The sequence below is a fragment of the Trujillonella humicola genome (genome assembly GCF_046233715.1).
Lineage (GTDB): Bacteria > Actinomycetota > Actinomycetes > Mycobacteriales > Geodermatophilaceae > Trujillonella > Trujillonella humicola.
The window spans coordinates 1-14,876 of the sequence record NZ_JBJNRJ010000029.1; the positions used below are offsets into that span (position 1 = coordinate 1).

General features: G+C 77.9%; 10 protein-coding genes. 5 read left to right on the plus strand and 5 right to left on the minus strand.

Features of this window, described 5'->3' with window-relative positions; genetic code table 11:
* The first annotated feature begins 183 nt into the window (after positions 1-183).
* Positions 184-1,053 carry a tryptophan 2,3-dioxygenase gene (locus ACK586_RS14995; RefSeq protein WP_409331292.1) on the plus strand — a complete coding sequence of 290 codons (870 nt, stop codon included), beginning with the start codon at positions 184-186 and terminating at the stop codon, positions 1,051-1,053.
* A gap of 60 nt (positions 1,054-1,113) precedes the next feature.
* Positions 1,114-2,142: an Atu2307/SP_0267 family LLM class monooxygenase gene (locus tag ACK586_RS15000; protein WP_409331293.1), complete on the plus strand. Its 1,029-nt coding sequence runs from the start codon at positions 1,114-1,116 to the stop codon at positions 2,140-2,142.
* Positions 2,143-2,443: 301 nt separating this feature from the next.
* On the opposite strand, the gene ACK586_RS15005 is transcribed toward ACK586_RS15000, so the two are convergent.
* From ACK586_RS15005 to ACK586_RS15020, 4 genes are all read right to left on the minus strand, one after another.
* Positions 2,444-3,985, minus strand: a complete 1,542-nt coding sequence (locus ACK586_RS15005) for an ATP-dependent DNA ligase (protein WP_409331294.1) — start codon at positions 3,983-3,985, stop codon at positions 2,444-2,446.
* 39 nt (positions 3,986-4,024) lie between these two features.
* Positions 4,025-5,005, minus strand: coding sequence for a YihY/virulence factor BrkB family protein (locus tag ACK586_RS15010; RefSeq protein ID WP_409331295.1), 981 nt, complete (start codon positions 5,003-5,005; stop codon positions 4,025-4,027).
* Positions 5,006-5,117: 112 nt separating this feature from the next.
* On the minus strand, positions 5,118-5,615 hold the full coding sequence (locus ACK586_RS15015; RefSeq protein ID WP_409331296.1) for a cupin domain-containing protein: 498 nt from the start codon (positions 5,613-5,615) through the stop codon (positions 5,118-5,120).
* 66 nt (positions 5,616-5,681) lie between these two features.
* Positions 5,682-8,591: an AfsR/SARP family transcriptional regulator gene (locus tag ACK586_RS15020; RefSeq protein ID WP_409331297.1), complete on the minus strand. Its 2,910-nt coding sequence runs from the start codon at positions 8,589-8,591 to the stop codon at positions 5,682-5,684.
* Between the two features lie 169 nt (positions 8,592-8,760).
* Between ACK586_RS15020 and ACK586_RS15025 the strand changes: the two genes are divergently transcribed.
* Positions 8,761-10,014, plus strand: a complete 1,254-nt coding sequence (locus tag ACK586_RS15025; RefSeq protein ID WP_409331298.1) for an FAD-binding oxidoreductase — start codon at positions 8,761-8,763, stop codon at positions 10,012-10,014.
* A gap of 74 nt (positions 10,015-10,088) precedes the next feature.
* Positions 10,089-10,883 carry a PIG-L deacetylase family protein gene (locus ACK586_RS15030; protein ID WP_409331299.1) on the plus strand — a complete coding sequence of 265 codons (795 nt, stop codon included), beginning with the start codon at positions 10,089-10,091 and terminating at the stop codon, positions 10,881-10,883.
* Here the strand turns inward: ACK586_RS15030 and ACK586_RS15035 are convergent.
* The gene (locus tag ACK586_RS15035) at positions 10,815-13,658 is read right to left on the minus strand and encodes an AfsR/SARP family transcriptional regulator (protein ID WP_409331300.1); all 2,844 of its coding nucleotides are present in this window, start codon (positions 13,656-13,658) and stop codon (positions 10,815-10,817) included. The genes ACK586_RS15030 and ACK586_RS15035 overlap by 69 nt on opposite strands.
* A gap of 151 nt (positions 13,659-13,809) precedes the next feature.
* Here ACK586_RS15035 and ACK586_RS15040 point away from each other — a divergent pair, with 151 nt between their 5' ends.
* On the plus strand, positions 13,810-14,856 hold the full coding sequence (locus ACK586_RS15040; protein ID WP_409331301.1) for a class I SAM-dependent methyltransferase: 1,047 nt from the start codon (positions 13,810-13,812) through the stop codon (positions 14,854-14,856).
* The last annotated feature ends 20 nt before the right edge of the window (positions 14,857-14,876 follow it).

A 14,876-nucleotide genomic window follows, 5' to 3' on the forward strand; every position in this document is an offset into this window, starting at 1 on the left:
GCTGCGCTACTTCACCCTCGACGGCACCGACCACGAGTCCCACCGCGAGCAGGCGCGCATGATCCGCCGCTACATCGCCTGGCGGAACGGCCACGTCACCGACCCGAAGCTCCGCAAGGTCATCAAGCGGGCCTCAACCATCAAGCGGGCGAAGGTTGCCTGACCCGGCACTAGGTTGCTGGCGTGGCGGACGAGGAGCTGGACGCCGACCGGGCGGTCCGGCCGCTGGAGGAGTCGATCCGCACCGACCTCGGCGGCTCGGTGGACTACGCGCGGTACCTGGACCTGGAGCGGCTACTCGCCGCCCAGCACCCGCGCAGCAGCCCGGAGCACCACGACGAGCTGCTGTTCATCGTGCAGCACCAGACCAGCGAGCTGTGGTTCAAGCTCGTGCTGCACGAGCTGCGGGCGGCGTGCGGCTACCTGGCCGGCGACGAGCTCGGGCCGGCGCTGAAGTCGCTGGCCCGCGTCAAGAACGTGCAGCGGACGCTCACCGAGCAGTGGTCGGTGCTGGCCACGCTCACCCCGCGCGAGTACCTGCAGTTCCGGGGTGCGCTCGGCGGTGCCTCGGGCTTCCAGTCCGCGCAGTACCGCGCCGTCGAGTTCGTCCTGGGCAACAAGGACGCCGCGGTGCTGCCGTTGTTCGCCCACGACCCGGCGGCGTCGGCCCTGCTCGGGGAGCTGCTGGCGGCGCCGACGCTCTACGACCAGTTCCTGCGGCTGCTGGCCCGGCTCGGGTTCGCCGTCCCGTCCGCGGTGCTCGACCGCGACGTCAGCGCCGCCTGGACGTTCCAGCCCGACCTGGTCGGGGTGTTCGCGCGGGTCTACGAGTCCGACGAGACGCCGTGGGGCGTCTACGAGGCGTGCGAGAGCCTGGTCGACGTCGAGGACGCCTTCCAGTTCTGGCGCTTCCGGCACCTGCGCACGGTGCAGCGCACGATCGGCTTCCGGAGCGGCACCGGCGGGTCCTCCGGGGTCGGCTTCCTGCGCCGGGCGCTGGACCTCACGTTCTTCCCCGAGCTCTACGCGGTCCGCACCGAGATCGGCAGCTGAGCCGGCGCGGTGGTTGACTGCTCGTTGAACGCTTGACCACCACCGGACCCGGAGGACGCCGTGCACGTCGGCATCGACAGCTTCGTGGCGGCGGTGACCGATCCGGTCACCGAACGCCTGATCGGGCCGGCGGAGCGGCTGGCTCACCTGCTCGAGGAGATCGAGACCGCCGACCGCTCGGGACTGCACTCCTTCGGGATCGGCGAGCACCACCGGCCGGAGTACTACGACTCCGCGCCGCCGGTGATCCTGGCCGCCGCGGCCGCGCGGACCGGGCGCATCCGGCTGGGCAGCGCGGTCGCCGTCCTCTCCGCGGCCGATCCCGTCCGGGTGTTCCAGCAGTTCGCCACGCTCGACCTGATCTCCGGCGGGCGGATCGACCTCGTCGTCGGCCGGGGCTCGTTCACCGAGGCCTTCCCGCTGTTCGGGCTCTCGCTGGCCGACTACGACGAGCTGTTCGAGGAGAAGCTCGACCTCCTCCTGCGCATCCGGGAGTCCGAGCACGTCACCTGGTCCGGCCGGCACCGCCCGCCGCTCACCGGCCAGGGCGTCTACCCGCGGCCGCTGCAGGACCCCCTGCCGATCTGGGTCGGCGTCGGCGGGACGCCGGAGTCCTTCGTGCGCGCCGGCCTGCTCGGGCTCCCGCTCATGGTGGCGATCATCGGCGGCGAGCCGCGGCAGTTCGCGCCGCTGGTCGACCTCTACCGCCGGGCCGGCGAGCACGCCGGGCACCCGCCGGAGAGCCTGCGCGTCGGGCTGCACGTGTTCGGCTTCGTCGCCGAGAGCACGCAGGCAGCGGCCGACACGATCTACCCGGGCTGGCACGAGATGTTCGCCAAGGTCTCGGCCGAGCGCGGGTTCGCCCCGCCCAGCCGGCGCCAGTTCGACGCCACCAGCGGGCCCGACGGCGCCTTCTTCATGGGCGGCCCCGACACGGTCGCGACCAAGCTGCGCCGGGTCTCCGAGCAGCTGGGCGGGGTGGAGCGGGTGTCGATCCAGATGACCAACCCCCGCCTGGCGCACGCCGACCTGCTGCGCGGGATCGAGCTGCTGGGCACGGAGGTGGCCCCCCGCGTCGCCGGGGTCTGATCCCGCGGTCCGCGACACCCCGGTCCGACGGCGTGTCCGGTAACGGTTCGGCCATGACCGTCGCCCCGTGCTGGCCGCCGCGGCGCGGGCACCGGGATCGTCGACGGTGCCCGCACGCGCAGGCACGGAAGCCGCAGCACCCCGACCGGGCGGGGAGGGGCGACATGGAGTGGGTGGCCGTCAGCACGGTGGGGTTCCTCGCCGCGACCGCGATGGTCATCGCCCTCGGCCGCGGGACGACGGCCCGCTGGGAACGCGCCGAGCTGCCCGTCCCGGACGCGGCACCGTCGGTGCCGGCCGCTCAGCCGGGCAGCAGGGAGCGGACGGCGTCGACGGTGTCGGCGTCGGCGGCGTCCTTGTCCGGCCGGTACCGCAGCACCCGGGCGAACCGCAGCGCCACCCCGCCGGGGTAGCGGGTGCTGCGCTGCGCGCCGTCGACGGCGACCTCGACGACGAGCTCGGGCCGCAGCCGCACTCCCCACTCCGGCCGGTCCAGCGCGTACCCGGGGAAGGTCGCGGTCTGCCAGGCGAGCAGCTCGTCGGTCATCCCCTTGAACGTCTTGCCGACCATCACCGGCTCGCCGCCGCCGGGGTCGCGCGCGGCCAGGTGGATGTTCGACAGCGCCCCGGTGCGCCGCCCGTAGCCCCACTCCGCGCCGATCACGACCAGGTCGAGGGTGTGCACCGGCTTGACCTTCTGCCACGCCCGGCCGCGGCGGCCGGCCGCGTACGGGGCGTCCAGGGCCTTGACGACGACGCCCTCGTGCCCGGCGGCCAGCGCCGCGTCGAGCACGGCGGCGGCCTGCTCCGGGGTCGGGGAGCGGACGCCGGGCATCCGCAGCGGCGCGTGCTCCCCGGCGGCCAGCAGACCGGCCAGCGCGTCGAGCCGCACGGCCAGCGGCTCGTCGAGCAGGTCGCGGCCGTCGAGGTGCAGCACGTCGAACAGGAACGGGCTGAGCAGCACCGCGGCCGCGTCGCCGTCGGCCGCGCCCTCGCTGCCGAACCGGCTCATCGTGTCCTGGAAGGCGCGCGGCCGGCCGTCGTCGTCCAGGGCCAGGGTCTCCCCGTCCAGGACGGCGGTGCGGCACGGCAGCGCCCGGATGCGCTCCACCAGCTCCGGCACGCCGCCGGTGACCTCGCGCAGGGAGCGGGTCCACACCCGGACCTGGTCGCCGTCCCGGTGCACCTGGATGCGCGCCCCGTCGAGCTTGTGCTCCACGGTGACCTCCGTGCCCAGGTCGGCCAGCGCCGCGTCCAGCGACGACCCGGGGGAGGCCAGCATCGGCCGCACCGGCCGGCCGACCCGCAGCGTCTCGGCCCCGAGCGCGGCGACCCCGCCGGTCAGGGCCGTCGCGGCGGTGGCGGGCAGGCTGCCGGTGAGCATGGCGGCCCGGCGGACGGCGGCGGCCGGCACCTCCGCGGCCGCCGCGACCGCCTCGACCAGCACCCCCTCCAGCGCGCCCTGCCGCAGCTCGCCGGTGAGCAACCGGACGAGGAAGCGCTGCTCCTCGGCGGTGGCCGCGCCGAGCAACCGGGCGAGCAGCGCGTCGCGGCGGGCGACCGAGCCCGCGCCGGAGGTCCCGGCCAGATCGGTGAGCGCCGCGTCGACCTCGCCGACGGTGAGCCCCGGGTCCGGCGCCGCCGCGTGCGCGGCGCGGGTGAGGGTGCGCCAGCCGAGGCCGAGCCGCCCCTGGAGCGGTTCACCGGCCAGCCAGGCGGCGACGGCCGCCACCTCGGCGGGGTCGGCCGCGCGCAGCGCGCGGGCCAGGGCGCCGGCCTTGGCGGTGCGGGCACGGGTGGCCGCGACCGCGGCGGAGGCGGCGACGACCTCGGCGAACAGCACCGGGTCATCCTGGCAGCGGGGGACGACGGGCCGCGCCGGTCAGCGGTCGCTCGGGTAGGGCGGCGTGCTGTCGGCCACGACGGCGCCGCGCGCCCCGGGCGGCATCTCCGGGCCGACCGTCGAGTCGCGCACGGTCTCCCGCTCGGCCTCGGCGTTCAGGGCGGCGCCGACGATGACGAGGAAGACGGTGATCCACAACCAGAACATGCTGATGACGACCCCGGCCAGCGAGCCGTACGTCGACTCGTAGTTGCCCAGGCCCTGCACGTACGCGAACAGCCCGATGGAGACGGCCAGCCACAGCAGCGTGGCCGCGCCGGCGCCGGGGCTGATCCACCGCCAGCGGGCGTCCCGCCGGTCGGGTGCGTACCGGTACAGCGTCGCCAGGGCGGCGGCCATGAGCAGGGCCAGCGCCGGCCAGGCGAGCAGCCGCGCCGCCGTCCGCACCGCGCCGGGCGCGTCGGCCAGCGTCCGGGAGGCCAGCCCCGCGGCGGCGATGACGGCGCCGAGGGTCAGCGCGCCGCCGAGCACCAGCAGCACGCCGAGCCCGCTGCGGCGCCAGAAGCTGCGGGTCTCGTGCTCGTGGTAGGCCAGCGTCAGGGCGTCGACGAGGAAGGTCGCCGCGGTGGTCGCCGTCCAGAGCGCGACGAGCAGCCCGCTGATCCCGCGCCAGGTCAGCACCTGCCCGGAGGCGGCGGTGATGGTCGTGAGCTGGTCGGCGACGATCGGCTCGAGGTCGTCGGGCAGCGAGACGGCGAGGTCGGACAGCTGGTCCAGCGCCTGCTCGGGGGTGTTCAGCGCCCCGTAGATCGACAGCGCCGTGACCAGCACCGGTGCGATCGACAGGATCGCGAAGAACGAGATGCCGGCGCTGGCCACCTGCAGCCGGTCCCCGAGCACGTGCCGCGCGGTCCGGCGGAGCACCCGCCGCCACTCGCGGGCGGTCAGCCGGTGCGGTCCGGTCGCCTCGGCGCCCTGCCGGGCACCGTCCGGTGGGTTCCTCCGCGTCGGGACCGCCATGCCCGCTGCACTTCCCCCTCCGGTGTCCCGACACGCCGGGCCGGCCGCGTCGATCGCGCCCGCCTCCGACCGTGCCCACGCCCGCGACCGGCCGACGTCCGCCCGGCGCTGCTCAGAGCTCCGGCCCGGGAGGCGGGCCGAGGATCTCCACGCCGTGCAGTTGCGCCGCATGGGCCAGTGCCGCCGGGTCCACCGGTCCGGGCTCGGGCAGGCGCCGGGCCCCGGCCGGCCCGCCCACCGCGGCGGCGAACTGCTCGAACCCGCTGGGCGTGGTGATCTGCAGGGTGTGCAGGGGCTCGTCGGGAGCGACGAGGAAGGAGTGCGCCAGCCCGGCCGGCAGCAGCACGAAGTCGCCGGGACCGGCGACCAGCCGCTGCCCGTCGCACAGGAAGGTGGCCCTGCCGCCGAGCAGCAGGAACATCTCGTCCTCGACCGTGTGCCGGTGCAGCGGCGGGGCGAACCCCGGGGGGCTGCGGAACTCCACCACGGTGACGCGACCGCCGGTGTCGGCCCCGGTGGCCTTCACGGTGACCAGGCCGCCGAGGAACCACAGCGCGTCACCCTCGTCAGGACGCAGCAGCCGGGGACGGCGGGTCGGCGGAGCGGTCATGGCCGCACCTCTCCTCGGACGGCATCTCTGCGACGTACCCCGAGTGTGGCTCCTCGGGGGACGAGGTCAAGCCCGGTCACCTCGACCGGACGCGAGCCGCTCCACCAGCCGCACCGCTGCGCCGAGGTCCAGCCGCTCGCCCTCGGCCAGCGCCGCGGCGAGCCCGTCCGCGCTCAGGGCGGCCTCGGTGGTGGCCACGTACCGCTGGCCGTCCACCGGGTCCATCCGCAGCGGGTCGTAGCCGACCAGCCGGGCCGCGCTGCGCACCGCGCCCAGCAGGACGGCGCCCTCGCGCGGCGAGCCGGCGGCGGTGGCGGCGCCGACGGCCGTCAGCAGCCCGGCCAGCGTGCCGGTCGCGTCGCCCTCCCGGTGGGTCAGCTCGACCATCTGCCACAGCGACCCCAGGGCCTCCGGGGCCCGCCCCACGTCGGTCAGCACCTTCGCGCGGATCCACAGCACCGAGGAGTGCGCCCACGAGTGGCCGAGGCCGACCGCGAGGTCCGCCGCGCGGGCGAGGTGCGCCAGCGCGCCGTCGGGGTCGCCGGCGACCCGCGCGAACTGCCCGAGGGTCATCGCGATCTCGGCTTGCACCCACTCGATGCCCGAGGCGCGGGCCAGCTCGACGCCGCGGGCGATGTCGCGCTCGGTGCCGCCGTCGGGGTCGGCGTGCCCGATCAGCGCGCCGACGAAGGCGCGCAGCACCAGCGCCAGCGCCAGCACGCCGTCGTCGTCGTCGCCGGCCGCGGAGACGATCTCGCTGGTGCGCTCCCAGATGGAGGCGACGTCCCCGGAGAGGTAGGCCAGCAGCGCGTCGCCCAGCAGCGCACCGCTGCGCACGTCCGGCGCGGAGCCCGGGGTGGCCTCCAGTGCGGCGGCCAGCCAGCGGCGGCCCTCCTGCACGTGCCCGCGGCGGTACCACCACCACGCCACCGCCGAGCCGATCCGCAGCGCCACCTCGCCCTGGCCGGTGGCCAGCGCGTGCCCGAGCGCCGCACGCAGGCCGGGCTGCTCGGCGTCGAGCCGGCTTGCGCCGGCCGTCCACTCCGCACGGCGCAGCGTCGGCTCGAGCTCCTCGGTGAGGGTGAGCACGAACCGGGCGTGCCGGTCGCGGAAGCGCCGGTCCTCCTCCGCCGACAGGCCCTGCTCGGCGTACTGGCGCAGCGTCTCCAGCATCCGGTAGCGGCCGTTCTCGTGGTCGAGCTCGACCAGCGACTTGGCCACCAGCACCCGCAGCAGCGGCAGCGTCGCCCCACCGTCGACCTCGGGGGCGGCGACCGCGGCGACGGTGTCGGGGCCGAAGGTGCCCGGCAGCACCGACACCGCCCGGAAGACGGCGAGCTCGGCGGGTGCCAGCAGGTCGACGCTCCACTGCACCGTGGCCGCGAGCGTGCGCTGGTGCGGTGCGGCGGTGCGCCAGCCGCCCGACAGCAGGGCGAAGCGGTCGTCGACGCGGGCGGCGACCTCCGCCAGCGGCAGGGTGGTCAGGCAGGCCGCGGCCAGCTCCACCGCCAGCGGCAGCCTGTCGAGGGCGGTGCACAGCTCCCGGACCCGGCGGAGCTCCTCCGCCGAGGGTTCGGCCAGGTGCGGCGCGGCCAGCCGGGCCCGGTCGAGGAACAGGCGCTCGGCGTCGCTGCCGGGGCTGCCGGTCGGCAGCGGGCCGCAGGGCAGGACGGCCTCGCCGGGCACGCCCAGCGGTTCGCGGGAGGTGGCGAGCACGCGCAGCTCGGAGCAGCGGGAGAGCAGCGCGGCAGCCAGGGCGGCGGCGGCCTCGACGACGTGCTCGCAGTTGTCCAGCAGGAGCAGCAGCGGGCGCCCCTGCAGGGCGGTGGCGACCGCGCCGACCGGGTCGCCGGCGGTCAGGCTGACGCCCAGGACCGTGGCCACCTCCGCGGCCACCAGGTCCGGGTCCTCGACGCCGGCGAGCTCCACCAGGGCCGCGGGCGGCGCCCCGGCCGGCCGCCGCCGGGCCGCCTCCAGGGCGAGCCGGGTCTTGCCGCTGCCGCCGGGACCGACCAGCGTGACCAGGCGCTGGGCGGTCAGGGCCGTGGCCAGGGCCGCGAGCTCCGCCGCGCGGCCCACGAACGCCGTCAGCGGCACCGGCAGCGGGGCGAGCGGGAGCGGAACGGGCGGCACCGGAGCGGGCGCCGTGGCTGCCGGCGGGGCCGGGGGAGCCGGAGGTGCCGGCGCCGCGCGGGCGGCCGGGAGCGGTGCGGCGAGGTCGGCGTCCTGCCGGAGGATCCGCGCGTACAGGTCCTGCAGTGCCCGGCCGGGGTCGACACCGAGCTCGTCGGCCAGCAGCGTGCGGCCCTCGGCGTAGGCCTCCAGCGCCTCGGCCTGCCGGCCGCAGCGGTACAGCGCCAGCATCAGCGAGGCGCGCAGCCCCTCGCGCAGCGGCTTGGCCCGCACCAGCTCCTGCAGGTCCTCGACGATCCCGGCGTGCCGGCCCAGCCGCAGGTCCAGCTCGGCGGCCAGCTCCCGGGCGTCGAGCCGCAGCTGCTCGAGCCGCTCGGACTCCTCGACGGCGAAGGCGGCCGACACGTCGGCGTAGGCCGGACCGCGCCACAGCCCGAGCCCCTCGCCGACCGCGGCCCGGGCGCCCTCGACGTCGTCGCGGCCGGCCAGCTCGCGGGCCGAGCGCAGCAGCCGCGCGAAGCGCACCGCGTCGACGTCCTCGGGATCGGCGGCGAGCAGGTAGCCCGGATCGCGGGTGAGCAGCAGCGTCCAGCCGCCCGGCGCGGTGTCGGGCTCGAGCTCGCGGCGCAGCCGCGAGATCAGCGCCTGCAGCGTGCCCGACGCCGACGCCGGCGGCCGGCCGCTCCACACGCGGTCGGCCAGCACGTCGACCGGCACCGTGGTGCCCACGTCGAGGAGCAGGGCGGCCAGCGTCGCGCGGTGCCGGGCGGTCTGCCCCGGGAGCAGGGTGCCCGCGCGCCGGATCTCGACGGGACCCAGCACCCGGAAGGAGGTGGCGCTCATCGCCGCGCAGCCTAGGGGTGGGAGGTGACGGTTCCGCAACGGAGCGGGCCCGGAGCCGCCGGGACGGGCGACGACCCCCGACCAGCCGCGCAAGCGTGCGGCAAGGACCGGCCAAGCGGCCTCGCCGAGGGTGGTCGCGTCCCGCCCCGCACCATCCCCTGGAGCCTCCGTGCCGCACGTCCTGCCCGCCGATCTCACCGCCCGGCTGCGGGCCCGCCTCTCGTCGGGCGCCGCCGTCCTCGACGCCGGAGTCGTCCGGGTGGCCACCGCCGAGGACGTGGTGGCGGTGCTGCGGCTGGCCGGCCGGCACGGGGTGGCGGTGCGCGAGGGGACGGCGCCGGTGGGGCGGGCGCTGGTCGTCGACGTCGGCGCCCTGGCCGCGACGACGGTCTCCGCCTCCGGCTGGGCGCGCGTGGGCGCCGGTGTGCGCTGGCCGGCGCTGCTGGACGCGGCCGCCCCGTACGGGCTGGTGGCGGTCACCGGCGGCTGCGTCGAGGACCGGGTCGTCGACGCGGTGACCGGCGGCGGCGTCGGCCCCCTGGCACGCACCTACGGCCTGGCCTCGGACCGCGTCCGGGCGGTCGAGCTGGTCACCGGGGACGGCGTCCTGCGGCGGGCCACGCCGACCGAGGACGCCGAGCTGTTCTGGGGGGTCCGCGGCGGCGGGGTGGTCCTCGGCGTCCCCACCGCCGTCGAGCTCGACCTGCTGCCCGGCGCGCCGCTGGGCAGCGCCCTGCTGCGCTGGCCGGGACCGGAGGCGGCGCGGGTGCTGCGCGCGTGGCGGGACTGGGCCGCCGCGCTGCCGACCGACGCCGGCACCTCGCTGGTCCTGGCCCGGACCGCGGCCGGCGGGCCGGCCGTGACCGTCAGCGCCGCCTGGGCCGGGGAGCCCGAGGACGGCGCGGAGCTGCTGGCCCCCCTGCTGCACGGTGCACCCCCGCAGGCGCGGTCGGTCGGCGTGCGCCCGCGCGGCGACCTGCGCCCGGCCCCGGTCGGGCCGGTGGCCGGCCGGGAGTCCTCGCTGCTGCTGGACCGGCTGCCGGACGGGGCCGGCGACGCCGTGCTGCGCGCGCTCGGCGGTGGGCTGCCCCGCTGGGTGGAGCTGCGGCGGCTGGGCGGCGCCGTCGGCTGGTCCCCGCAGGTGCCCAGCGCGGTCGGCTCGCGCGACGCCGCGTTCGCGGTGCGGGTCATCGGCGGCGCGGGCTGCGAGCAGCGGGCGGCGACGGCCGCCTGCGCCGAGGAGCTGGCCGCGGCGCTGGGGACGGCGACGGGCGGCCGGCCGCCGGCGCACGGCCGGCCGGCGACCCCCGACGTGCTGGCCCGGTCCCACGCCCCGGCGGTCGCGGCGCGGCTGGGCGCGCTGGCCGCGGCCACCGATCCCCACCGCATCCTGGCCGGCGCGGCCACCCGCCCAGCGGGCTGACAGGCGCGTGCCACCGCGGTGCGAGCGCCGGGGCCGATCCTCGGGCTCCCGACACCGAGTCCGAGGAGCCGACCGTGATCACGTCCCTGTCCGACGCCGCCGACCTGGGCACCGTGCTCGGCGTCTGGGCCCACCCCGACGACGAGGCCTACCTCTCCGCCGGCCTGATGGCCGCCGCCCGCGACGCGGGCTGCCGGGTCGTGTGCGTGACCGCGACCCCGGGCGAGCAGGGCACCGCGGACCCGGTCGCCTGGCCGCCGGACCTCCTCGCGGCCGAGCGCACGCGCGAGCTGGCCCGCTGCCTGTCCGTCCTCGGGGTCACCGAGCACGTGTGGCTCGGGTACCGGGACGGGAGCTGCGCCGGCGTCCCGCCCGAGGAACCGGTGTCCCGGATCTGCGCGCTGCTCGAGGAGGTCGCGCCCGACACCGTGCTGACCTTCGGCCCCGACGGCTTCACCGGGCACCCCGACCACCGGGCGGTCGCGCGGTGGGTCGCCGCTGCCGTCGACCGCGCCGCCCCGGCGCGCACCCGCCTGCTGCAGGCGGCCTTCCCGGAGCGCCGGGTGGCCCGCTGGGGGGCGCTGGACGCCGAGCTGGGCGTGCACCTGCCCGGTTACCCGGTGACCGTCCCGGACGGCCGGCTGGCCGTCGACGTGGCGCTGGACCGGGCGCAGACGGCGCGCAAGGTGCGGGCGCTGCGGGCGCAGGAGACGCAGACCGCCGGCCTGGTGGCGGCGCTCGGCGAGGAGCTCTACGGCCGGTGGGTGGCCGAGGAGGCCTTCGCCGAGCGGCCGAGGCGGTCACGCGCGGGCGAGGGCCGCGTCGATCGCCGCCCGGGCGAGGTCCAGGACGGCGTCGCGGCCCGGTAGCCCGGCCGGCGGCGGCGGGCCCGGGGTGCGGCGGGCGTCGGCCGGGGCGTCCGGCGCGGCGTCGGCCGCGGCCTCCAGGACGGCGGCCGTCGGCCCGTCGCCGACCGAGCGCAGCAGCCGGGCGAGGTCGCGCAGGGTCGCCCACAGGTGCGTCCAGTTGCCCGTGCCGGCGAAGGCGTCGACGACCTCCCGGTAGCCGGCCAGCGCCTCGGTGGTCCGGCCGCCGGCCGCCCGGACGGTCTGCAGCCCGACGGCCGCGATGGCGACCAGGAAGGTGGCGCCCGAGTTCCGCCCGAGCTCGACGGCGCGCCGGTAGCGGTCCTCGGCGGCGTCCCGTTCCCCCGCCAGGGACTCGATCTCCCCGGCGACGTAGGCGCCCCAGGCGAGCATGGAGGGGGACCGCGCCGCCGCGAGGCCGCGCTCGTTCACCTCCCGGGCGGTGCCGAGGTCGCCGGCGTAGGCGGTCGCCAGCGCGGCCAGCCCGAGGTTCTCCCGCCCGGGCGGCGCCGCCGCGGCCGCGGCCAGGGACAGCTCGACGACCCGGGGGAGGTCCCCGCGCGCCAGCGCGACGACGGCGAGCACCGAGCGGCAGGCCCACGCCCCGAGGCGATCGCCGCCGGATGCGAGGCCGAGACCGGCCAGGGCGCGGTGCTCGGCGCTCGCGTGGTCGCCGCGGTGGTAGGCGGCCTCCGCCGCGATGCCCAGCGCCAGCGCCGCGCCCGCCCGGCCGGGCAGGGCGGGGTCCTCGGCCAGTTCCTCGGCCCAGCCCCTCAGCTCGAGCAGGTCGCGGTAGGCCACGGCGTCGAACAGCCCGCCGACCATGGCGGCCGCCGCGTCCACGTCGCCCCGGTCGCGTGCCGTCCGCCACGCGGCGCGCAGGTTGGCCATCTCGCGGCGCAGCACCGCGTCGGCCCGCGGCTCGTCCGCGGTCGCGAGCGTCCGGCCGACCCAGCCGAGCAGGTCGACGGCCCACCGCACCAGGTGGCCGGCGGCGTCGGCCTCCTCGCCGGCCGCGGCCAGCCGGTCCCGGCCGAAGGCGCGCAGGGTGGACAGCATCCGGTAGCGGGTGCCGTCGGAGAGGTCGGCGTCCAGCACCGAGGCGTCGACCAGGTGGGCGAGCAGTCCGCCGGGGTCGCCGGTCAGGCCGAGGTCGGTGGCGAGGCGCTCGGCCGTGGTGACGTCGGTGCCGTCGACGAAGACCGACAGGGCACGGAACAACCGCTGCTCGTCGGCACCGAGGAGCTCGTAGGACCACCGGACGGTGTCGCGCAGGGTCCGGTGTCGCGCGTCGGCGGCAGGCGCCCCGCCGCCCAGCAGGTCGAGCGCGCGGTCGAGCCGGTCGCGCAGGTCGGGCAGGGCGAAGCCGGACAGCCGGCCGGCGGCCAGTTCGATGGCCAGGGGCATGCCGTCGAGCCGTCGCACGATGTCGGCGACGACGTCGAGGTCGCCGCCGTCCGCGGTCAGCGGCCGGACCCGCCGGGCGCGGTCGAGGAACAGCGCCACGGAGGCGACGCCGGCCGGGTCCTGGCCCGGCCCGGGCAGGGGGAGGGGCACCAGCCGGAAGGAGTGCTCCGCGGCGAGGCCGAGCCGCTCGCGGCTGGTGGCCAGCACCGACAGGCGCGGGCACGCCGCCAGCACCTCCCCGACGAGGTCGCGCGCGGCGTCGAGCAGGTGCTCGCAGTTGTCGACGACCAGCAGGCCCTCGCCGTCGCCCAGCACGGCGAGGCAGGCGGCCAGCAGGTCGCCGGATGAGACGGTCAGCCCGAGGGCGGCGGCCAGGGCGTGCGGCACGGCGACGGGGTCGGTCACCGCGGCCAGCGGGAGCACGGTGGGCGTCCCGGCCGTCCGCGCCGCGATCTCCGCGGCCAGCCGGGTCTTGCCGACCCCGCCCGGGCCGACCACCGTGACCAGCCGTTCGGTGGCCAGCAGCCGGTGCACCGCGGCGATCTCGCCCGCGCGGCCCAGCAGGCGGGTCGCCGGCACCGGCCGCGGCCGCGACCGCGCCGGGACCGGTCCGGAGGCGCCGCCGGCCACCTCCCGCTCCAGCTCCGCGAGCGCGGGCGTGGGGTCCAGGCCGGCCTCGTCGGCGAGCCGGGACCGGTAGTCACGCCCGACGCGCAACGCCTCCGGCGCCTGGCCGGTGGCCGCCAGTGCCCGCATCAGCAGCAGGACCGCCGGCTCCCGCAGCGGGTCCTCCGCGACCGACGCCGCGGCCAGCCCGCAGACCTCCTCGGCCTCGCCCGCGGTCACGGCGGTGGCGATCAGGGCGTCGGTCACCTCCCGCCGCAGCACCGCGCACGCCTCCACCGACGCCGCGACGGGGGCGATGTGCGCCAGGTCGGCGAGCACCGGCCCCCGCCACAGCCCGTGCGCCTCACGCAGCAGGGCCGCGGCGGCCCCGGCGTCCCGGCCGGCGATCCCGCGTGCCCGGGCGAGCAGCCGGCGGGCGCGGGTGAGGTCCAGCTCGCCCGGGGACAGCGCCAGCCGGTACCCGGCCGGGCCGGTCTCCAGCCGGCCGGCCGCCGGGCCGAGGTCGCCGCGCAGCCGCGACACGACGCTGTGCAGCGCCTGGCGGCCGGACTCGGGGACCTCGTCGGGCCACAGGGCGTCGACGAGGGCGTCGACGGTCACGGTGCGGCCCTCGGCCAGCGCGAGCAGCCCGAACGCCGCCCGGCGCTTGGCGCCGCGGACGGCGGCCGGCGCGCCGTCGACGAGCAGGCGCAACGGGCCGAGCACCTCGACCAGGACCGGCGCGGGAGCCGGCGCATCCGTCATCGCCCACCTCCGGCGGCCAGCCTCCCGCCCCGCGGACGGTGGCGGAAGCCCGGTCACCGCGCTGCCAGCAGGTGCGAGGGCCGTGACAGCGCGCCCGGCGACGGTTCCCGCGTCCGGCAGGCGCCGGGCACCGCGACCGAGGAGAGCAGACATGGACCACAGCAGGGTGACGGAGTTCCTGGGGCAGTTCGTCCTGGACGCCGGGGCGGTCGGCGCGGCCGGTGGGGTGGTCGTCGGCCACCGCCTCGGCCTGTTCCGCGCGCTGGCGGAGGGGCCGGCCGGGCCGGAGGAGTTCGCCGCCCGCACCGGGTGCGCGCCGCGCTACGTCACCGAGTGGCTGAAGGGCCAGGCCGCCGGCGGCTACGTCACCTACGACCCGGCGACCGGGGAGTTCTCCCTGACCGAGGAGCAGGCCTTCTGCCTCGCCGACCCGAACGGGCCGAACCTGCCCGCCGCCTTCCTGGCCGCGCTCGGCTACCTGCGCGACGAGCCGCGGCTGACCGAGGCCTTCCGCACCGGCGAGGGCATCGGCTGGCACGAGCACGCCGAGGACGTCGCCGTCGGCTGCGACGCCTTCTACCGGGCGGGCTACGTCACCGACCTCGTCCCCTCGTGGATCCCCGCGCTGGACGGCGTGGAGGCCAAGCTCACCGCCGGCGCCCGCGTGGCCGACGTCGGCTGCGGGTTGGGCACCACCTCGGTGCTGGTGGCGCAGTCCTTCCCCCGCTCGACCGTCTGCGCGTCGGACCTGCACGACCGGTCGATCGACCTGGCCCGCAAGCGGGCGGCCGAGGCCGGTGTGGGCGACCGGGTCGAGTTCGAGGTCGCCTCGGCCCAGACGTTCACCGGCGGCGGCTACGACCTCGTGATGACCTTCGACTGCCTGCACGACATGGGCGACCCGGTCGGTGCGGCGCGTCGTGTCCGCGACTCGCTGGCCGCGGACGGCACCTGGCTGCTCGTCGAGCCCTACGCCCCCGACGACGTCGCCGGCACCCTCACCCCGGTCGGCCGGCTCTACTACGCGGGGTCGCTGTTCCTCTGCGTCCCGAACGCCCTGGCCCAGCACGGCGGGGTCGCACTGGGCGCCCAGGCCGGCGAGGCGGCGATCCGCCGCGTCGCGGAGGAGGCCGGGTTCACCCGCTTCCGGACGGCGGCGTGCACCCCGTTCAACGCCGTGTACGAGGTGCGTCCGTAGGCGGATCCCGGTCGGCCACC

Coding starts and splice junctions, on each gene's coding strand:
- ACK586_RS15010 (WP_409331295.1), bottom strand. CDS start 5,005: ATGGCGGTCCCGACGCGGAGGAACCCACCGGACGGTGCCCGGCAGGGC.
- ACK586_RS15015 (WP_409331296.1), bottom strand. CDS start 5,615: ATGACCGCTCCGCCGACCCGCCGTCCCCGGCTGCTGCGTCCTGACGAG.
- ACK586_RS15020 (WP_409331297.1), bottom strand. CDS start 8,591: ATGAGCGCCACCTCCTTCCGGGTGCTGGGTCCCGTCGAGATCCGGCGC.
- ACK586_RS15035 (WP_409331300.1), bottom strand. CDS start 13,658: ATGACGGATGCGCCGGCTCCCGCGCCGGTCCTGGTCGAGGTGCTCGGC.
- ACK586_RS15040 (WP_409331301.1), top strand. CDS start 13,810: ATGGACCACAGCAGGGTGACGGAGTTCCTGGGGCAGTTCGTCCTGGAC.